Below are 20100 nucleotides of genomic sequence, written 5' to 3'. Positions count from 1 at the left end.
AAAAAAATTGAAGGTTAAATTAATTTAATATATAATTTATCTCATATAACAAAGAAAAACAAAAATTTAAAATTTTTAGAAAGTATGATAAAATCATACTATTGAATAAAGGGTTGGTGAAAAAATGGGAAAACCAATAATGATTGTTGGAACATCTTCTGGAGCAGGAAAGTCTTTAACAGTTGCTGCTATTTGTAGAATATTAACAAATAAAGGATTTAATGTTGCACCATTTAAAATGCAAAACATGAGTTTAAACTCTATGGTCTCCATAGAAGGAGGAGAGATGAGTGTTGCACAGTATGTTCAATCAATAGCTTGTAAAAAACCACCTTCTGTTGTTTACAATCCAATATTATTAAAACCAGAAAATGGAAAAACATATATCATTTTCAAAGGTGAATTCGTAGATAAAGTAAAACCCGGATCTTACATGATGGATAAAAAAATGAAATACTTTAATGAGGGGATAAAAGATTTAAAAAAACTTTTAAGTGAAAATGATTATGTTATTATAGAGGGTGCTGGAAGTCCTGTTGAAATAAATTTAAAACCATATGACATAACAAATATGGCTGTTGCAAAAGCTGTAAATGCCGATACTATTATTGTTACCGATATAAATCGTGGTGGTTCTTTTGCATCAATAGTTGGAACAATGGAACTTTTAGATGAAAATGAAAAAGATTTAATAAAAGGATTTGTATTCAATAAATTCTTTGGAAGCAAAGATCTTTTAAACGATGGATTTGACTACTTAGAAAAAAGATATGGTGTAAAAACACTTGGAGTAATTCCATACTTTAAACATCAAATACCAGAAGAAGATTCAATGATTGAGTGGGAACAAAAAACTGGAGATTTGGATATAAGAATAGTAAAACTACCAAGAATATCTAATTTTTCTGATTTTATGCCATTATCTTGGTACAATGGTATTAAATACATTGACTCAGCCAATGAAGTTGGTGGAGATATTTTAATAATACCAGGAAGCAAAAGTACTGTTGAAGACTTAATTTGGATGAAAGAAAATGGAATTTATGAAAAAATTTTAAATGCTCATAAAAATAAAACCTTCATAGTTGGAATATGTGGTGGATTTCAAATGTTTAGTAAAAAAATATTTGATAATGTAGAAAGTAATAAAACAGTAGAAGGATTTGGATTCATTCCTTATGATACCCATTTTAATGAAGAAAAAAGATCTGTAAATATAAGTGGCAATGTTCTTTTTAATAACAAAAAATATGAAGTTAGTGGATATGAGATAAGACACGGAGAAACTTCAATAAAGGAAAATGAATTTGGAACTTTTGATGGTAAAAAGAGTGGATATTTAAGCAATAAAGTATTGGGTACATACTTACATGGAATATTTTTTAATACTAAATTTACTCAAGAATTCTTAAATTATTTTAGAGAAAGAAAAGGATTAAAACATAAAGATTTTTCTACAATTTCAATAGACAATGAAATAAATAATTGGGCTAATTTTGTAAGTAAAAATATTAATTTGGAGGAATTACTTTGATTTCTTTTATAGCAGCCATTTTTTTAGATATTTTATTTGGAGAACCCAAACCGTTTTTTCATCCAGTTGTATGGTGTGGTACTTTAACTAATTTTATTGATAAAAAATTAAAACACAACATATTAAATGGAGTTTTATTGGTGAGTATAGTATTGATTTTTTCACAATTATTAGTATATTTTGTTAATATTCTTCCATTAATATTCTCAATTATCTTATCTATATTTTTTATAAAATCATCATTTTCTATTTCAAGTCTTTATGAACACGTCAAAAAATGTGATACAGATGATATTAAGAAATTAAAGCATTCAGTTTCTATGATAGTTAGCAGAGATACAAGCAGTTTAAAAAAAGAAGAACTTTATTCTGCTGCAATAGAAACACTTGCTGAAAATTTTGTTGATGGTGTTGTATCTCCATTTTTTTATTACCTTTTATTTGGTTTAAATGGAATAATTTTTCAAAGATTTTCAAATACAATGGATGCAATGATAGGATATCATAATGAAAAATATGAAAAATTTGGAAAATTTGCTGCAAGGCTCGATGATGTTTTAAATTATATACCCGCAAGACTGAGTATTTTTTTCTTTTTTCTTTTTAATCCTAAAGGAGTACTGAATAGCGTAAAAAAATATGGTGGAATAAAATTAAATGGAACTTGGTCAATGGCTGCAATGGCAGGATTATTAAATATTAAACTTGAAAAAAAAGGTTTTTATTCTATAAATCCTAACAAAAATTTTCCAAATAGGCTAGATTTAAAAAAAGCATTGACTTATTATATCTTTATTAGTTTAATAATTATTTTGATGGAGGTACTATTACTTTGCACAACTTTGAAAATGTTAAACATGGAGGAAATGTTCCACTTTCGTGGATTGATTTTTCAATATCTGTAAACCCTTACAAACCAAATTTTTTAAATAGTATTTTGAACAATTCTGAAAAATATGTTGATAAGTATTTATATTACGAAGAATTAGAAGAAAAACTTTCTAATAAACTCAATGTCAACGCAAAACTCACAGCAGGAACAACTGAAAGTTTGTATCTTTTATTTTCTGTATTTAAAGGAAATTTACATATAAAAGATACATCTTATGGGGAATATGAAAGAGTTGCAAAAATATTCAATAAAAAAATTTATAAGTCAAAAGACCCATTAAAAACATTGAAAAAAAACGATTTAATAATTTTAAACAATCCTGAAAACCCAACAGGAAAGTATTATTCAAAAGATTATGTAAAAGATTTTATACATAAAGTTTTAAAAAAAGGTGGCATACCAATAATAGATGATGCTTTTATGGATTTTGTAGAAAATATAGAAGATAATTGGGAAACCACACACACCTATGAAAATACTATACATTTAAGAACATACACAAAATCATATGGACTACCTGGAATAAGAGTTGGATACTTTATAGATCCATACAATAAAATGAAAAAAGTAAAAATGCCTTGGTCTTTAGGAGCTATCGGTGTTTCTTTTATGGAAGAAATTTTAAAAGATAATAGAAAATTTTTGAAAAGTTCCATGAAATTAATACACATGGAAAGAAAAAAATTTATTCAAAAGTTAAATATAAAAACAGATGTAAACTTTTTTTTATTTAAAACAAAAAATAAGAGAAGTTTAATAGAAAAACTATCTAAAAATAAAATGATGATACGAGATTGTACCTCATTTGGATTAAATAACACAGTTAGAATAGCAATAAGAACTGAAGAAGAAAATATAAAATTAATAGATATTTTATTAAAAAGTAGTGTGTAAATTTTTACACACTACTTTTTATTGTATTCTAAGAATTTTTTTGTTAGTGTTTTTATTTTTTATTTTTTATTTTTTTATGTTAAAATATAAAATGAGTTATTAAAAATAAAGCCTCATCTTTTATAAAATGTAAATAATTAAATAAATTTAGGGGGGTGGATTTGTGTTTCAAAAACAACCTATGATGAGAAAGGTTATTTATTCACTTATTCCAATTTATCTTTTTTCTTTTTATTTGTATGGATTAGATTTAATAAGACTTTCAATCTTTGTGTTTGGTTTTGGAATTTTTACTGAATACATAATGGAAAGAAAAAAGAAGAAAAAAGTAAGTGAAGCTATTTTAGTTACAAATTTACTATTTGTATTATCATTACCACCTAAAACTCCATTGTGGATAGCATCAATCGGTATCGTTTTTGGAGTTTTGTTTGCAAAAGAAGTTTATGGCGGTTTTGGAAGAAATATATTCAATCCAGCAATAGCAGGAAGGTTGTTTATATACATAGCTTTTGCAGGAGTAATGACGAGTGGTTGGGCAGAACTAGGATTTTTTAATGATGTAGTAACGACTGCCACTCCTTTAGATCTTTTAAGAAATGGACAAAATATATCTTTATATAAGTTATTTTTTGGTTTTAGAGCTGGATCTATGGGTGAAGGATCAATACTTTTAATTTTATTAGCAGCAATTTACTTAATAAAAACCAAAACTGCAAGTTGGAGAATAATAACTTCTACTTTTTTGAGCGGATTAGTGTTGACTTCAATACTATTTTTTATTGGTATAAAATCAGCATTACCTCCAATAAGTGGATTGATGTCTGGTAGTTTTATGTTTGTTACTATTTTTATGGCTACCGATCCAATAACTGCACCCAAAAAAGCAAAAGCACAATGGTTTTATGGTTTTATAATAGGAATTACTGCTGTTTTAGTAAGAACTTTTTCTCTTTTTTCAGAAGGAACAAGTTTTGGAATTTTAATGGGAAATACTTTTGCTTCTTTATTAGATGAATATGCCAAGAAGGTGAAATCATGAAAAAAGATGGAAAAATTTATACTATATTTTTTACCTTTATTGTAACTTTTATATTTGTCTTCGTACTATCATTAGCAAATGATTTTACAAAAAACAAAGTTGAAAAAAATAAAGAATTATTTAAAATAAAATCTATATTAAATGCAATGAATATTGATTATAAAGATTCAGAAGATGCTTATAAAAAATTTAAAAATGAAATAATAGTGAGCAAAAAAAACAAAGCTATTATTTATAAAAACAAATCTGAAAATATTCTTGCTATTGAATTTAATGGTAATGGCTTGTGGGGAAATATAAATGGAATAATTTCAGTTAATAAAGATTTAACAAGAATTATAGGAATAGATTTTATTTCTCACAGTGAAACACCTGGACTTGGTGGAAGAATAGATGAAGAATGGTTTAAAGAACAATTTAGAGCAGAAAAAATAATTAATGGAAAGATACTGATGAAAGTTGGAGGAAATGGAGATAAAAACAAAGAAAATGGATCTTTTGATTCTATAACAGGAGCAACAAGAACATCTCAATCAGTAGAAAAAATAATTAATGATAATTTAAAAACACTCTCTAACATACTGGGGGTAGATAAAAAATGAGCTATGGAAAGGTTTTAAAAGAAAATCTTTGGAGTAACAATGGAGTTTTTGTTCAAATTTTAGGAATATGTTCTACTTTAGCAGTTACAAACAATCTTACAAATACTTTTATCATGACTCTTGGCGTAGTTTTGGTTACGGGATTTTCTAATTTTACAGTATCTTCCTTAAAATCATTCATTCCAAGAAAAGTTAGAATGATAGTTCAAACCTTAATTATAGCTTTTTATGTAATAATAGTAGATATAATTTTGAGAGCTTATTTACCAGAAGTTAGTAAGTCTTTAGGACCTTATGTTGGTTTGATTATAACAAACTGTATAATAATGGGAAGAGCAGAAGCTTTTGCTCAATCAAATACTCCTGTAATATCATTTTGGGATGGAATTACAGCGGGTCTCGGTTATATGTATGTTTTAATGACAATAGCTTTTTTTAGAGAAATTTTAGGTTTTGGAACACTGTTTGGCATAAAAATTTTGCCAGATACTTTTATGAAATGGACAATTATGGTAATGCCTCCAAGTGCATTTTTTATGTTAGCAATATTTATTTGGATAGTAAAAAGTAAAATGTTAAAAGAGGAGGTTAAAAAATGATACCAAATATAAACCCTTTTATACTATTTTTCGCTGCTATTTTTACAAGTAATATATTGTTGGCAAACTTTCTTGGTATGTGTTCTTTTATTTCTGTATCCAAAGATGAAAAATCTTCAAATGGATTAGGAATAGCTGTTACCTTTGTTATGACAATAACAACAACTATAAATTGGTTTGTTTATAAGTATATTTTAGTTCCTTTCAAATTAGAATATCTAAAGTACATAGTTTTTATAATAGTTATAGCTGCAATCGTTCAAATATTAGAAATGTTAATCGAAAGAGTATCCATAAACTTATATATGGCACTTGGAATTTTTTTACCTTTAATAACTGTTAATTGTGCTATTCTTGGTGTTGCACTTTTTATGCAATTGAGAAATTATTCATTGATACAAACTATATTTTATGGAACAGGATCTGGCTTAGGGTGGTGGTTAGCAATAGTATTACTTTCATCAATTAGAAAAAAAGTTGATAAAGCACCTGTTCCACCAGCATTAAAAGGACCTGGTATAACTTTAATTACTATAGGATTTATGGCTATGGCATTCATTGGATTTTCAGGTATGCTAAATGTACAGTGAGGTGATTTTATGAATATATTAACAGCACCTATTATTGTTGCCGTTCTAAGCGCAATTTTAGCTACTATTATAGTAATAATTGATGGAATAGTAAATAATTATGGCGAAGTAACCATAAACATAAATGGAAAAAAAGATCTTAAAGTAAAAGGCGGTTCTAAACTTTTAACAACTTTATCAGAACAAAAAATATTTATTCCATCAGCATGTGGTGGAAGAGGTAGCTGTGGAATGTGCAAGGTTAAAGTTATATCAGATGTTGGACCAATTTTACCAACAGAAGCACCACTATTGAGTAAAGAAGAAATAAGTAAAAATATAAGACTTTCTTGCCAAATAAAAATAAAATCAGATATAAAAATAGAAATACCTGAAGAATTATTTTCTGTAAAAAAATATAAGGGAAAAATCGTGTCAATTAAAGATGTTACTCATGATATAAAAGAAGTTAGAATTGAATTACCAGAAGAAATAGAATTTAAAGCTGGTCAATATGCACAATTAATAATTCCACCTTATGACAAAATAAAAGAAAGTGTTCAAAGAGCTTATTCAATAGCTTCAAAACCATCTGAAAAGAATATAGTAGAGTTTTTAATAAGATTAGTTCCAAAAGGAATAGCAACAACTTACGTTCATACCAAACTAAAAGAAAATCAAAATATTGATTTAATAGGACCATTTGGAGACTTTTATGTTAGAGAAACAAATGCTGATATGATATGTGTTGCTGGTGGATCAGGAATGGCACCAATAAAATCAATAATATATGATATGTATGAAAAGAATATAAAAGATAGAAACATATGGTACTTTTTTGGTGCAAGAAGCTTAAAAGATTTATTTTATTTAGAAGAATTAAGAAAAATAGAAAAAGAATTACCTAATTTTCATTTCATTCCTGCATTATCTGAACCATCACCCGAGGATAATTGGAAAGGTGAAGTAGGATTAATAACAGATGTTTTAAATAAATATTTAAAAGAAAATCAAAATCATAAAGAAGGATATTTGTGCGGAAGCCCTGGAATGATAAATGCTTGTGTAAATGTAATGACTAAAAATGGTATAAAGCAAGAAGAAATTTATTATGATAACTTTGCTTAGGAGGTGTTTTATATGAAAATGACACCAGAATTAATTAAGGCAGAAAAAAACATGAAACCAGGAGTTATTGTATCAACAGGATTTTTAGGTGAGGATAACAGACATTTATCAGATATTATTGAAAGTGATGAAGAACTTATAAATGAATTAAACTTAAAAATACCAAATTTAGTAGAAAAGATGAAATATTTATTAAAAGAAGGAGAAAAAGGCTTAGGTGAACCTATAACAATTGATAAAATTTTCGAAGTAATGGTTTATGAGGCAAGAGGAGTTATACCCTGCCCTTTTGAAGATGGTGTATTTAAAAAAATAAATGTCAAAGTTAAAAATAAAAATAGTGGAAAAGAAATATTATACAGCGATCTTTCAATACATTTAATAGAAAAACATCACTTTTTTCAAGGTAAAGGCTCTGACTTTAGACTAGATCCAGAAAAATTAAAAGAAACTTTAGAATTGGAGGAATAAAAATGAAAGGAATAGTAGGAATTTTAAATTACGCTTTATCAAAAGAAATAGAAGGAAGGAATTTTTATAAAGAAAAATCAGAAAAAGTGAAAACAAAAGAACTCAAAGAAGTTTTTACTGATTTAGGAGAAATGGAAGCTTCACACGTTGAATTTATTAAAAATTTAATAAGTAACTATGAAAAAAATAATAGTTTAGATATTGAAGTTCCAGAAGAAGATGATAGTATTTTTTTTAAAAGAGAAAAAATAGATACAATTACAGGAAAAGCAGAAGATTTAGCACTTGATTTAACTGTTTTAAAGATGGGATATTTAATAGAAGAAGACTTTATGAACTTTTATAAAAATGCATCTGAAAAGATTGAAGATTTAGAAGCAAAAAATGTTTTTAATATGCTTTCAAAGTGGGAAAAAGTGCATAGAGACGTTTTGTATAATTTATATAAACAATTATCTGACGAATATTGGGATGATATGGGATTTACCCCCTTGTATTAAAAAGTAATAATAAATAAATTTATATTTAAAATACTTCATATTTTTTATACATTATATTTTAATATTAAAATTTAGTAAAAAAAGCAAAAAAATATTGATTTTTTGCTTTTTTTATTATAAAATTTTAATAAATATATAAGTTATTAAAGAAAATAAATGTTTTTAGTTATTAATATATTAATTTTATACTTTATAGTATATTTAAACAATAAAATATAGGAGGAGAAAAAAGTGAAAAAAACAAAAAGAAGAAGTTCATGGTTAATATTGTTTGCTTTTTTATTAGTCATAACAATAATTGGTTTTGCAGAAAAAAACAAATTAGCAAATATGTTTTATCCTAAAGTTATTTATAGAAGGAAATATTGTTTAGAAGAATGGCAAATAAATACTAAAAAAGAAAATGAATACACTCAATGGAAAGATGTAAAACCAACAAATTTAAAACTGTTATTTATAGATATTAACAAAAATTATAATATAAAACTTGAAGTTAATGGAAGTATAGATATAGCAAAAAAATTAGGTATTGCTCCTTCTATTAAAAGAAATCATTCTGTTAATGTAAGTGGACAATATACTTTTAAAAATCCAGAAAGAAAAAACTATGTTTGGGGATATTATTATCATATTATTGAACACAAGTATAATTTTATAAGATGGGGATATATTATTAAACAAAAATTTAACTATCAGAAAAAAGTTTGGGAAAATGTAGAATATGAAGACATAATGGATACTAGTAAATCATTTAGCTATACAGAATTTAAATATGGGGGAATTTGGGATATGCCGGAAGATGAATATAGAACAAAATACTATGGGAAAGTTTCTTACTTTGAACATGAATATACTTCAAAATGGCCAAACCCTAAGAGAACATACGAATATGTTCAAACTTATTATAAAAAAGGATGGTAAATTTAATAAAATAAAAATAAATAAAAAAAACCTATGGTATAATAAAAATTAGAGGTGATAAAAATGAAAAAACTACCAATAGGAGTACAAGACTTTAAAGAATTAATAACAGATTATATATACATAGATAAAACAAAATATTTATATGAATTAATAACAAGTGGAAAATTTTATTTTTTATCACGCCCAAGAAGATTTGGAAAGAGTTTAACGATATCAACACTGTACTATCTATTTAAAGGAGAAAAAGACTTATTTAAAGGAACGTATATATATGATAAATGGGAGTTCAAAGAGTATCCAGTGATAAGAATAAGTTTATTGGATACAACAAATGATACAGAAGAAGAATTAAAAGATGGATTATTGAGAATAATAAAAAGAGAAGCAAGAAAGTATGGAATAAAAATAGAAAGTGACCATTATAAATATGCTTTTGATGAATTAATATTTGAACTATCAAGAAAAGAAAGAGTAGTAATATTAGTAGATGAATATGAAAAACCAATATTAGACAATATAAACAACAAAGAAAAAGCAGAAAGATATAGAGAAATATTGAGAAATTTTTATGTTAGTATAAAATCAAATGATGAATACATAAAGTTTGTATTCATGACAGGAATAACAAAGTTCACAAAAACAGGAGTATTTTCAGCATTGAACAACTTAAATGATATATCATTGAATAAAAAATACGCGCAGATATTGGGATACACACAAGAAGAGTTAGAAAGAAACTTTAAAGAACACATAAAAGAAACAGCACTTGAAATGAATATGAAAGAAAAAGAGTTATTAAAAAACTTAAAGATGTACTACAATGGATTTTCATTTGATGGAGAAAGTAGTGTATACAATCCATTTTCAATATTAAGATTTTTTAATGAAAGAAAGTTTCAAAACTATTGGTTTGAAAGTGGATCGCCATCATTTTTATATGAATACATAAAAGGGAAGAAGATAAGATATGAAGACTTAGTGAAGTATCCAGTGAGCGAACTCGATTTTTCAACACGAGAAATAGAAGAAGCAAATGCAAGTATATTCTTTACACAATCAGGATACTTAACCTTTAAAGGGAAAGAACAATATGGAATGGAATATGAATATTTATTAGATTATCCAAATATAGAAGTAAAGAATAGCTTTTCAAAGATAATATTAGAAGCGAACTATGAACTTGAAAGAGGAAAAATAAAAGAAATAAATAAAACGATATGGAAAGCAATAAGAGAAAAAGACATAGAAGGAATAATAAAAGAAATAAAAAGAATAATAAGTGCAATCCCATACAACTTACACAAAAAAGAAGAAAGCTACTATCATTCATTGATATACACAATACTCGCATCAACAGGACTAAACGTAACAGCAGAAGAATTAACGAACTTAGGAAGAAGCGATATAGTAATAGAGGAAGACACTATATACATAATGGAAATAAAGATAGATAAGAGTGCAGAAAAAGCCTTGAATCAAATAAAAGAAATAAAGTACTATGAAAAGTACAAAGGAAAAGAAATTTATATAATAGGAATAAATATAAACTCAGAAAAAAGAAACATAGACGAATACAAAATAGAAAAGATATAATCCCAGCGATGCTGGGATTTTTTATTACATTAATATATTAAATAATATAAAAAAAAGGCGGTTCAAAAGAACCGCTAAAGAGGAGATTTTTGTGAAAAATAAGCTTCACTAACTTTATTATACCATAACCTCTTCTTTATTGCAAGTAAAAAATATGTTATGTAGATTTTAATTTTAAATTCACAAAATCTTTTTTTATAATTGAAAGAAAAAATGAAAAAAATTTTTTTTAATACAAGAAAATAATTATAAAATATCGTAACTTTAAAGCAATTATATTTTTATATTAGATTTTTTTTATAAAAATGTAATTCTAATTTGTAATAAATAGTTTAACAATAATTGGGATAGTAATTATTGAAAAAAAAGTAGAAATAAAAACTACTTTTGAAGCTAATTCTGCATTTCCTTCATACTCTTCAGCAAGAATTGCACTATTTGCTGCAACTGGCATAGAACTTATTAAAATTGATATACCTAACATTAAAGGATCAGTAATTATATTTTTTAATATAATCCAAATAAAGAATGGAACAAAAAACAATCTTATGAATGTTATTATATAAATTCTCCAATTAGTAAATATTGTATTTAATTTGTTTTTAGCTAATAAAGATCCAATTACCATCATAGATATTGGTGTTGTTACTGATCCAATCATATCTATTGTCATCTTTATTGGTGTAAAAAGTTTTATAGAGAATAAAAACATAGTAAAACCAATTAATACTGATATAATTCCTGGATTTAAAATAATTTTTTTATTTAATCTTATATCTTTTGAAAGAAACATTATTCCTATTGTAAATATCAATAAATTAAAAGGCAAATTATAAATTGCAGTATAAAATAATGCCTTTTTTCCAAACACAGCATTAACAACTGGATATCCCATAAATCCTACGTTTGAAAACATAATAGAAAACTTATAAACACCAATTTCTTTTTCATTTGATTTTAAAAGTTTTGGCAATGTTATAGAAAAAATAAAAATCACAGCATAAACTATTAAAGAAAGTAGTATAAAATTTCCACTTTTTATAAGAACAGAAATAGAAAAATCCATTTGCATTGATGAAATTATTAGTGCTGGTAAAGTTAAATTTAATACAATATCAGAAAGTGTCTTAGTTTTTTCATCATTTAATAAATTAAATTTTCTTGTAAAATACCCCGTTAGTATCAATAAAAAAAGTACTGAAACTTGATTTAAAATATTAGTGTAATTCATTTTTTACCTCCAAGAATAAATATCATTAAATTATAACATAATAAATAACATTTATTATTTAATTTTATCTTCATACTTTATATGGTATAATAAAAATTGTTCACACATTATTTTGGAGGTGTTGTACTTTGAAAATTGCTGTTATAGGTTTCGGAGCGGCTTCTATTGGTTTTATAAAAGGTATGGTAGATTCAGGTAAAATTGAAAACTCAACTATTGATGTTTTTGAAAGAGGTAAAAGTATAGAAAAATCTGGTTTTGGTGGTTTAAAGTACGATGGAAAAATATTTGTTTCAAAAGAAATGGGTGGAGATTTAGATGTTCCATTAAATATTCAAAGAGAAATAGTAAATTATTATCTTGAAAAATCTAATTTAGCAAAAAAAGAAGGAAATAAATATATTTATTCAAACGAACTTGAAAGAGGTTTGTCCTTTAAAGATGAAGAATTTTATAAAAAGTTTTATTCAAAAGGTTTTCAACCTATAAAATCTGAATTTTATCATATAGGAACAGACGAACTTGGAAATACTGTAAACAATATTTATCAAAGTTTTAAATCACATAAAAACATTAATTTTTTCTTTGATAAAAATATAAAAAAAATAGAAAAAGATGAAAATGGTGCATATGTTGTTATAGAAAACAAAAAGATAAAGTACGATAAAATAATAATTGGTGTTGGAAGAAGCGGTCATAAACTTGTAAATAATTTAATTTCCAATAATAAAAACTTAGTACTTTCAAACAATATGGTTGATTTGGGTGTAAGATTTGAATTACCAAATCACATTGTTGAAGAATTAAATAAAAAAATGTATGAATTCAAAGTTAGATTAAAAACTAAAACAGGTTATACTGTTAGAACTTTCTGCAACAATCCTTCTGGTGAAGTTACAATAGAAAAATACGATGATTTTGTAACAGTAAATGGTCACGCAAATGCTTCCTATAAGACTTCTAATACTAATTTTGCTATACTAGTTTCACATTCTTTTACTAACCCATTTAATGATCCAATAGGATATGGAACTCACATGGCAAAACTTTCAAATATTTTAGCTGGTGGAGAAAAAGTTATCCTTCAAGCATACGAAGATTTTAAAAATACAAATAGAACTAAAAAACTTGGAAGAGTTGAACCAACTTTAAATTTTAACAATTATATTTTAGGTGATTTAAACTTAGTTTTTCCAAGAAAAACTATAGATTCAATTATTGATTTTATGGAAAAATTAAATGAAGTAATACCTGGAATTACTTATGCAGATAACCTTTTATATGGTGTAGAAGTAAAATTTTATGGAAATAAAATAGATAACAATTACTTTGAAGATATAAAAATAATTGGAGATGGAAGTGGTTGGACTCGTTCAATAACTTATGCATCTTGTCATGGTTATATGGTAGCTACAAGCCTTTAATATGTACTGTTTATACCCATATATTGACATAATAATTCATTTATTTTTATAATACATATTGTGTGATATAATTTTAATATAATACAATATGGAGGTGAGTTTATGAAAAAGTTTTTCGGTATAACTTTGCTTTTAATATCTATTCTTTTTGTTAGTTGTGGTGCTCCAAGAACAGCAGATGATTTAATAAATACTCCAGGAGCAAGAGATAATTCTCAATATATGGAGTTTAGAGGAGAAGGAATTGTAGATACAACAAGATTTCCTAATCCTGCACAAGCAAAACTTGCTGCAAAAGAAGCTGCTCTTGTTGATGCTCAATCAAAAGCCATCGAAACTATCTTTGGATTAAAAATAGAAGGTGGAAAAACAGTTCAAGATTTTGTACTTCAAAATAAAAATATCGATGCTCAATTTCAAGGTTATATAAGAGGTCTAAAAGAAATTGGTTCTGGTATTACTGAAGATGGAGTTGCTTGGGTAATCCTAAGAATTTCTAAAAAAGATGTTGAAAAAATATTGGGTGTAAAATTAAATGATTAAAAAAGCAGAGTTTAACTCTGCTTTTTTAATCATTATAAACTTTAATTGTATCTCTTCCAGAATTTTTCCCTTCATATAGTGCTAAATCTGCTCTTCTTATTAAATCATCTATTTCTATATTTTTATCATTATAAACACTTATACCAAAAGTCATTGTTAAAGGTAAATGTTTATCTCTATAAATAAAATTTTTTTCTTTTATTTTATTTCTTATTCTCTCTGCTAAAATTTTTGCATCCTTTTCGGTTGTTTGAGGTAATATCAATAAAAATTCTTCTCCACCCCAACGACCAATTATATCTATATCCCTTGTTTCTTCTAAAAAGATATTTGATAATTCTTTTAAAACAAAATCTCCGGCTTCATGCCCAAAAGTATCATTTATATCTTTGAAAAAATCTATATCACACAATATTATAGAAAAAACAGTTCCATATCTTTTAAATCTTTCTGATTCTATAGATAAAGCATTTAATAATGTTCTACGATTTACTAATTGAGTTAATGGATCCGTTTTTGATAAAATTTCTAAACTTAATGTTTTCGATTTTATCGCATTATAAAGTTTTTTCATTTCTATTGCGTATAAAGTTATTATAATTATTCCTGTACTTAATATCATTAAAAAGGATAATAAGTATTTATTTAATATTTCATTATAATTTATCATAAAAACAATGTACCAACTGTATTTTATTTTATTGGAGTCTATATCTACTTTTTTTGAAATATAAAGCTTTTTTTCATTGTCAAATTTGTCCCAAAAAACAGTTTCATTGTTTTTTATTCTTTTAAAAACATCATTTACCTTATCTTGTATAGAATCATTTAATATAAAATCTTTATTTGGATGTGCTATTAATAAAGGTCTTTCATCTATTAAAACTAAATGACCTGTTTTTCCAACTTTAATATTATTTATAAATTTATCTGTAAAATAATTTATCTTTGGAGACAATAAAACTATTCCTACAAGATTTCCACTTAAATCTTTAACAGCTTTTGAAATGACAAATATTGGATTTCCTCTTAAAATACTTGGATAAACCTCACTTATAAAACATTCTTTTCCATTAAAAATTTCACTTATATAACTGTAATTTAATCCACCTTTTCCTATCGTTTTTCCGTTTACTGTATCTGTAAAAAACGTACCTTTATTTATTTTTATTTTATTGCCATTTTTCAAAATAACTAAATTTTTTTTGGTTGAAATAAGAGGCAAATTTTCATAATATTCATAATTATTATAAATTGAAAAAAGCAATTCATTTGCTTTTTTCACAAAAATGGGATTGTCTGGATATTTACAAGCATTAATTATTCTTTCATCTTTAGAAAGTGTGTTCAATAATTTTAATTGTTCAGATAGCCAAGATTTAAGCATTGATGAAGTATTATTTGTAATAGTTTTTCCCATTTCTGTTATTTGATTTATTGCAGCTTTTTTTTCTATATTAATTACTCCTATTAAAAATACTATAAAAATTAAAATAATTATTATAAAAGTGCGTTTAATTAAATTAAAAGTTTTTTTAGTTTCCATAAAAACCACTCCAATTTAAATTGAATTTATACTAAAATTATATCACCTTTATATTTAATAATAAGTATAAATTTAGTATCAAAACAAATATTTATAAAATATAATCATTAAAATATAAATATTTCGATTCATTAAAGCAATTTAAATAAGAGTGATATAATTGTATTAAATAAAGGAGAGATTAAAATGATAAAAATCTTGGCAGTTAGTGATGTTGAAAAAAATTTAATTAATAAAAAAAAGGAAAAAGTAGATTTACTTATAAATTGTGGAGACTTATCTCCTGGATATACTGATTATCTTATAAATGAATTTAAAGTTAGCTTTGGAGTTATGATTCATGGAAATCATGATAAAAGATATTACAAAAATTCTGTTTATGATGAAGAAAATTTAAAATTTTCAAATATTTATAAAGGATTTTTAGTTTTAAACTATGGATATATCAATTTAAAAAATTATATAAATAAAAATATAAAAATAGCAGGATTTTCTGGAGCATTGTCACATGGCGAAAAACCATTTCATTTTAAAGAAAAAGATGTAAAATTAATAAAAAACAAATTATGCAGTAAAGTTTATGGAAATAAAAAAATAGATTTTTTTATTTCTCATACACCACCAAAGTTGATAAATACAATAAAAGACTATGATGATTATCATAAACCTTCATATAAGCTCGGAAGATTATTTCAAAAAATTTTTCCAAATGTATGGCTTTATGGTCATATCCATAAAAATTATACAATTGATTTATTAGATTTTAAAATAAATGGGAAAAAAATAAGTTATCTATTAAATACAGTTCCTTACAAATTTATTGATTATGATGAAGAATTAAAAAGAATAATAAAAATAAAAGATGTTACTGAATGTAAATTAAAAGAAGTGGAGTTTATAAAGCTTTTAAAGGAGGAATAATATGCTTTATGATAGAAATAAGAGTATAGAAGATTATGAAAAAGCTTTAAAATTAGGTAAAAAAGAATTTTTAAAAAGCGTATCTTCTGCTAAAGGTGGCTACTTAAATTCGCTTGAAGAAATTATAGAAAATGCTGAAATTTTGTCTGAAAAAAATTTAGGAACAATAGAAATACCTTTAAAAAAAGTAATTGGAACTTATTATCATTCAAGATCTTTATCTTTTTCACAAAATTTTTATCCATTAATAGAAAGAGATACGGAATTTTCATCAAAATGGTGTAATCTTTTAGAAATACAGTATAATGAAGGAATAAGAGATGCAATAGAAGTTTACGAATATTTAAATTGGTTTTATGTTGTTGAAGGAAATAAAAGAGTTAGTGTTCTAAAATACTTAAAAGCTCCAACAATTATGGGAAATGTAAAAAGAATAATCCCAACTTATGATAAAAATGATATAGAAATAAAAATATACTATTCTTTCTTAGATTTTTATGAAAAAACACATATAAATTCCATATGGTTTTCAAAGCCAAAATCTTTTGAAATATTGTATGATTATATGCAAGAATACAAACCCGAATCATATATAGACTTATTAGATTTTGAAATATATAAAAGTTTTTTATATGAAATATATGAACCATTTAGAAAAATTTATAAAACATTTGAATCTTCAAATAACACAGTAACTACTGGAGATTCTTTTTTAAAATACTTAGAAGAATTTGGTGTTTCAGAATTAAATGATGAAAAAGAGTTAAAAAAAAGAGTTAAAAAAATTATTAGGGAAATGAATTATACTGAGAAAACAAAACAACCTTCACTCTTAATACCTGCATTTTTTAATGAAGAAAAATTAAAAGTTGCATTTATTTATAATAGTGATATAAAAGAATCAGCTTGGACATATTCTCATAATCTTGGAAGAAAATATATAGAAGAAAAGTATAAAAATCAAATAATAACAAGAAGATTTGAAGGAATTACTAGTACAGAAGAATATGAAAAACTTTTAAAAAAATTAGAAAGAGAAAACTACAGCGTTATCTTTTCAACGAGCTTTGACTTTATTTTAGATGAAAAATTATCCAAATTCCACAATGTAAAGTTTATGTATTTTTCAGGATATCAAACTGATAAAAATGTAAATACTTACTTCGGAAGAATGTATGAACCAAGATTTTTATCTGGAATAATAGCTGGATCTATGACTAAAAGTAATAAAATAGGATACGTAGCTCCTTTTGGAATTCCAGAAGTAATAATGGGAATAGATGCATTTGCTCTTGGTGTAAAAACTGTAAACTCAAATGCAATAGTAAATGTTGGATGGACAAATGAATGGCATAATAAAAAATATGAAAAAGATGTAGTCAAATATTTAATAAAAGATAAAAATTGTGATGTTTTATCTCATCATCAAGATTCAACAACAGTTGTTGAAGAAGGAGAAAAATATGGAGTCTACACAATAGGTTATCATCATAACATGAAAAAATATGCACCAAATACAATGCTTACTTCTGTAGTTTGGAATTGGGGTATCTACTATGAAAAAATAATACAAAATATTTTAAAAGGAAGTACTTTTTCATTTTTAGATTTATTTGGAAACAACAAAGGTATAAGAAAATTTTGGGGTGGAATGGATTCAGGAGTTGTTGATATCGTTACTCCTTCAAAACTTGTAAATCCTCAAATTAAAAATCTTATGAAACTCTTAAAAGCTTCTATAATAAATGATGATTTTCAAATATTTAAAGGTCCAATTTATGATATAGATGGAACTTTAAAAATAAAAGAAAACTTAGTAATTGATGATGATGAACTTTTTGAAATTGATTGGTTTATAGACAACATTCGCCTTGATTAAGTTTTTCATTCAAACTTTATAACATTTTTTGTATAATTTGTTAAAATATGGTAAAATTATTATAAGAGGTGGTAGTATGAAGATTAAAGATATTATTCCAGTAGCTCTTGGTAAAGAACTTCCAGATGTATTGCTTAAAAATTTAAAATTAGTTAATGTTTTCACTGGAAAGATAGAAAAAACAAATATTGCTCTTTATAGAAAGAGAATAGCGGGAATTGGTGACTATCAAGAAGGAAAAAAAATCATAGACCTTGGAGGAAAATATGTAATACCAGGATTGATTGATGCCCATATGCATTTAGAAAGTTCAATGTTATCTCCAAGACAATTTGCAAAAATAGCTTTAAAAAATGGTACAACAACAGTGATTGCAGACCCACACGAAATAACAAATGTCCTAGGAATAAGTGGTATAGAGTACATGATAAAATCAACAGAAGGAATACCATTAAATGTTTATATTGCTATTCCATCTGCAGTTCCAGCAACTGGCATGGAAACATCTGGAGCAAGACTTGGACCAGAAGATATAGTTGGGTTTGTTGATAGATATCCAAGAAGAGTAATTGCTTTAGGAGAGGTTATGAACTTCCCTGGAGTTTTAAACTGTGATCCAGAACTTTTAACTAAAATAGAAATATTAAGGCACAAATACAAAAAGATAGATGGACATTCACCATTTTTGAGTGGAAAAGAATTAAATGCCTATATAGATGCATTTATACGTTCAGATCATGAATGCACAACCGTTCAAGAAGCCCTTGAAAAAGTAGGGAAAGGTATGCAAGTTTTTATAAGAGAAGGAACTGCAGCAAAAAACTTTGATGGTTTAATAGATGCTGTTGATGAATACAACTTCCCATATTTTTCATTTTGTACAGACGATAAAGATCCCAAAGATATATTAAAGGAAGGTCATATAAACTATATAGTAAAAAAAGCCATAAAACATGGATTAAACCCTATAACTGCAATAAGAATGGCAACAATAAATACTGCAAGGCACTATAATCTTAGAAGTATGGGTGCAATAGCTCCAGGTTATAAGGCAGATATTCTTGTTGTTGATGATTTAAGTGAATTTAATATAAGTATGGTAATAAAAGATTCAAAAGTAGTTGTAAATAACAATAAATTAGTAGATCCTATTGAAGGAGTCTTCAATGAGCTTCCAGAAAGTGTGGGAAAGGTAATACTTCCAAAAATTTCTGTAGAAGATTTAAAGATTAAGGATAAAAATAAAAAAATAAGAGTAATTGAAATGTTTGAAGGTTCTTTAATAACAAAAGAGTTACATTTAGAACCAAAAACAAAAAACGGATACATAGTGGCTGATTCAGAAAGAGATATAGCAAAAATAGCTATTTTAGAAAGGCACACAGGAAGCGGATACTCACTTGGTTTTATAAAAGGACTAAGTGTAAAAAATGGTGCTGTTGGTACAACCGTTGGTCATGATGCTCACAATATCGGAATAGTGGGAACAGATGATGAAGATATGATAATTGCTGCAAAAGAACTCGAAAAAATGAATGGGGGACTTGTAATAGTAAAAAATAAAAAAGTAATATGGAAACTTGGGCTTCCAATAGCTGGTTTAATGACAAATGAAAATTATAAAACTGTTGTTGAAACTTTAGAAAATCAAGAAGATGCCTTAAAGAAAATTGGATGCGAAAAGGATATTTTTATGACACTCGCCTTTGTTCAACTTGGAGTAATACCAGAAATAAAAATAACAGATAGAGGCATAGTAAATGTTGCAAAACAAGAGTTTGTCAGTATATATGTTGAATAGATTGGGG

At 25.6% G+C, this 20100-nt stretch carries 19 protein-coding genes; 17 read left to right on the top strand and 2 right to left on the bottom strand.

The genetic code is table 11. From position 1 onward, the window contains the following. The first annotated feature begins 124 nt into the window (after positions 1–124). The 12 genes from IGS63_RS04925 to IGS63_RS04870 all read left to right on the top strand — a co-directional run bounded on the left by IGS63_RS04925 (position 125) and on the right by IGS63_RS04870 (position 10748). Entirely contained in the window at positions 125–1534 is a 1410-nt protein-coding gene (locus IGS63_RS04925) for a cobyric acid synthase (protein ID WP_190615888.1), read from the top strand. After that, positions 1531–2439 (top strand): adenosylcobinamide-phosphate synthase CbiB, encoded by a 909-nt coding sequence (gene cbiB / locus IGS63_RS04920; protein WP_190615887.1) that lies wholly within the window; start codon positions 1531–1533, stop codon positions 2437–2439. The genes IGS63_RS04925 and cbiB overlap by 4 nt, the downstream gene beginning before the upstream one ends. Further along, positions 2367–3320, top strand: a complete 954-nt coding sequence (locus tag IGS63_RS04915) for an aminotransferase class I/II-fold pyridoxal phosphate-dependent enzyme (protein WP_190615886.1) — start codon at positions 2367–2369, stop codon at positions 3318–3320. Before cbiB ends, IGS63_RS04915 begins: the two co-directional genes overlap by 73 nt. A gap of 181 nt (positions 3321–3501) precedes the next feature. After that, complete coding sequence (locus IGS63_RS04910) at positions 3502–4362, top strand: RnfABCDGE type electron transport complex subunit D (RefSeq protein ID WP_190616107.1); 861 nt, start codon at positions 3502–3504, stop codon at positions 4360–4362. Next, positions 4359–4964: an FMN-binding protein gene (locus IGS63_RS04905; protein ID WP_190615885.1), complete on the top strand. Its 606-nt coding sequence runs from the start codon at positions 4359–4361 to the stop codon at positions 4962–4964. Before IGS63_RS04910 ends, IGS63_RS04905 begins: the two co-directional genes overlap by 4 nt. Further along, positions 4961–5563 (top strand): NADH:ubiquinone reductase (Na(+)-transporting) subunit D, encoded by a 603-nt coding sequence (locus IGS63_RS04900; RefSeq protein WP_190615884.1) that lies wholly within the window; start codon positions 4961–4963, stop codon positions 5561–5563. The genes IGS63_RS04905 and IGS63_RS04900 overlap by 4 nt, the downstream gene beginning before the upstream one ends. Next, a complete protein-coding gene (locus IGS63_RS04895) occupies positions 5560–6153 on the top strand; it encodes an electron transport complex protein RnfA (protein ID WP_190615883.1) in 594 nt (197 codons plus the stop codon). The genes IGS63_RS04900 and IGS63_RS04895 overlap by 4 nt, the downstream gene beginning before the upstream one ends. A 9-nt stretch (positions 6154–6162) precedes the next feature. Further along, positions 6163–7260, top strand: a complete 1098-nt coding sequence (locus IGS63_RS04890) for an NADH:ubiquinone reductase (Na(+)-transporting) subunit F (RefSeq protein WP_190615882.1) — start codon at positions 6163–6165, stop codon at positions 7258–7260. 12 nt (positions 7261–7272) lie between these two features. Beyond that, positions 7273–7731, top strand: a complete 459-nt coding sequence (locus IGS63_RS04885; RefSeq protein WP_190615881.1) for a hypothetical protein — start codon at positions 7273–7275, stop codon at positions 7729–7731. A 2-nt stretch (positions 7732–7733) separates the two neighbouring features. Further along, a complete protein-coding gene (locus tag IGS63_RS04880; RefSeq protein ID WP_190615880.1) occupies positions 7734–8231 on the top strand; it encodes a ferritin family protein in 498 nt (165 codons plus the stop codon). Between the two features lie 231 nt (positions 8232–8462). Beyond that, positions 8463–9152 (top strand): hypothetical protein, encoded by a 690-nt coding sequence (locus tag IGS63_RS04875; RefSeq protein ID WP_190615879.1) that lies wholly within the window; start codon positions 8463–8465, stop codon positions 9150–9152. A 63-nt stretch (positions 9153–9215) separates the two neighbouring features. Further along, positions 9216–10748, top strand: a complete 1533-nt coding sequence (locus tag IGS63_RS04870) for an ATP-binding protein (RefSeq protein ID WP_190615878.1) — start codon at positions 9216–9218, stop codon at positions 10746–10748. Between the two features lie 313 nt (positions 10749–11061). Here the strand turns inward: IGS63_RS04870 and IGS63_RS04865 are convergent, their stop codons facing one another. Further along, complete coding sequence (locus IGS63_RS04865; protein ID WP_190615877.1) at positions 11062–11979, bottom strand: AEC family transporter; 918 nt, start codon at positions 11977–11979, stop codon at positions 11062–11064. Positions 11980–12107: 128 nt separating this feature from the next. Here IGS63_RS04865 and IGS63_RS04860 point away from each other — a divergent pair, with 128 nt between their 5' ends. Both IGS63_RS04860 and IGS63_RS04855 read left to right on the top strand, forming a co-directional pair. Continuing rightward, a complete protein-coding gene (locus IGS63_RS04860) occupies positions 12108–13403 on the top strand; it encodes an FAD-dependent protein (protein WP_232521303.1) in 1296 nt (431 codons plus the stop codon). A gap of 102 nt (positions 13404–13505) precedes the next feature. Further along, positions 13506–13946 carry a hypothetical protein gene (locus IGS63_RS04855; RefSeq protein ID WP_190615876.1) on the top strand — a complete coding sequence of 147 codons (441 nt, stop codon included), beginning with the start codon at positions 13506–13508 and terminating at the stop codon, positions 13944–13946. A 25-nt stretch (positions 13947–13971) separates the two neighbouring features. Here the strand turns inward: IGS63_RS04855 and IGS63_RS04850 are convergent, their stop codons facing one another. Then, complete coding sequence (locus tag IGS63_RS04850) at positions 13972–15492, bottom strand: sensor domain-containing diguanylate cyclase (protein ID WP_190615875.1); 1521 nt, start codon at positions 15490–15492, stop codon at positions 13972–13974. A gap of 186 nt (positions 15493–15678) precedes the next feature. On the opposite strand from IGS63_RS04850, the gene IGS63_RS04845 reads away from it, so the two are divergent. From IGS63_RS04845 to ade, 3 genes are all read left to right on the top strand, one after another. Beyond that, positions 15679–16413, top strand: a complete 735-nt coding sequence (locus tag IGS63_RS04845; RefSeq protein WP_190615874.1) for a metallophosphoesterase family protein — start codon at positions 15679–15681, stop codon at positions 16411–16413. A 1-nt stretch (position 16414) separates the two neighbouring features. Further along, positions 16415–18292: a BMP family ABC transporter substrate-binding protein gene (locus tag IGS63_RS04840; protein ID WP_190615873.1), complete on the top strand. Its 1878-nt coding sequence runs from the start codon at positions 16415–16417 to the stop codon at positions 18290–18292. A gap of 76 nt (positions 18293–18368) precedes the next feature. Continuing rightward, positions 18369–20093 (top strand): adenine deaminase, encoded by a 1725-nt coding sequence (gene ade / locus IGS63_RS04835; RefSeq protein WP_190615872.1) that lies wholly within the window; start codon positions 18369–18371, stop codon positions 20091–20093. Positions 20094–20100 lie beyond the last annotated feature (7 nt).

Source organism: Tepiditoga spiralis (assembly GCF_014701195.1).
Lineage (GTDB): Bacteria > Thermotogota > Thermotogae > Petrotogales > Petrotogaceae > Tepiditoga > Tepiditoga spiralis.
Note: the sequence above shows the minus strand (reverse complement) of the source record. Positions and strands in the feature narration are given on the sequence as shown.

Bases quoted from the DNA above. Each gene is read 5' to 3' on its own strand.
- IGS63_RS04845 (WP_190615874.1), top strand. From the start codon at position 15,679: ATGATAAAAATCTTGGCAGTTAGTGATGTTGAAAAAAATTTAATTAAT.
- IGS63_RS04850 (WP_190615875.1), bottom strand. From the start codon at position 15,492: ATGGAAACTAAAAAAACTTTTAATTTAATTAAACGCACTTTTATAATA.
- ade (WP_190615872.1), top strand. From the start codon at position 18,369: ATGAAGATTAAAGATATTATTCCAGTAGCTCTTGGTAAAGAACTTCCA.
- IGS63_RS04905 (WP_190615885.1), top strand. From the start codon at position 4,359: ATGAAAAAAGATGGAAAAATTTATACTATATTTTTTACCTTTATTGTA.
- IGS63_RS04900 (WP_190615884.1), top strand. From the start codon at position 4,961: ATGAGCTATGGAAAGGTTTTAAAAGAAAATCTTTGGAGTAACAATGGA.
- IGS63_RS04880 (WP_190615880.1), top strand. From the start codon at position 7,734: ATGAAAGGAATAGTAGGAATTTTAAATTACGCTTTATCAAAAGAAATA.
- IGS63_RS04910 (WP_190616107.1), top strand. From the start codon at position 3,502: ATGATGAGAAAGGTTATTTATTCACTTATTCCAATTTATCTTTTTTCT.
- IGS63_RS04885 (WP_190615881.1), top strand. From the start codon at position 7,273: ATGAAAATGACACCAGAATTAATTAAGGCAGAAAAAAACATGAAACCA.
- IGS63_RS04895 (WP_190615883.1), top strand. From the start codon at position 5,560: ATGATACCAAATATAAACCCTTTTATACTATTTTTCGCTGCTATTTTT.
- IGS63_RS04855 (WP_190615876.1), top strand. From the start codon at position 13,506: ATGAAAAAGTTTTTCGGTATAACTTTGCTTTTAATATCTATTCTTTTT.
- IGS63_RS04890 (WP_190615882.1), top strand. From the start codon at position 6,163: ATGAATATATTAACAGCACCTATTATTGTTGCCGTTCTAAGCGCAATT.
- IGS63_RS04865 (WP_190615877.1), bottom strand. From the start codon at position 11,979: ATGAATTACACTAATATTTTAAATCAAGTTTCAGTACTTTTTTTATTG.
- IGS63_RS04925 (WP_190615888.1), top strand. From the start codon at position 125: ATGGGAAAACCAATAATGATTGTTGGAACATCTTCTGGAGCAGGAAAG.
- IGS63_RS04870 (WP_190615878.1), top strand. From the start codon at position 9,216: ATGAAAAAACTACCAATAGGAGTACAAGACTTTAAAGAATTAATAACA.
- IGS63_RS04840 (WP_190615873.1), top strand. From the start codon at position 16,415: ATGCTTTATGATAGAAATAAGAGTATAGAAGATTATGAAAAAGCTTTA.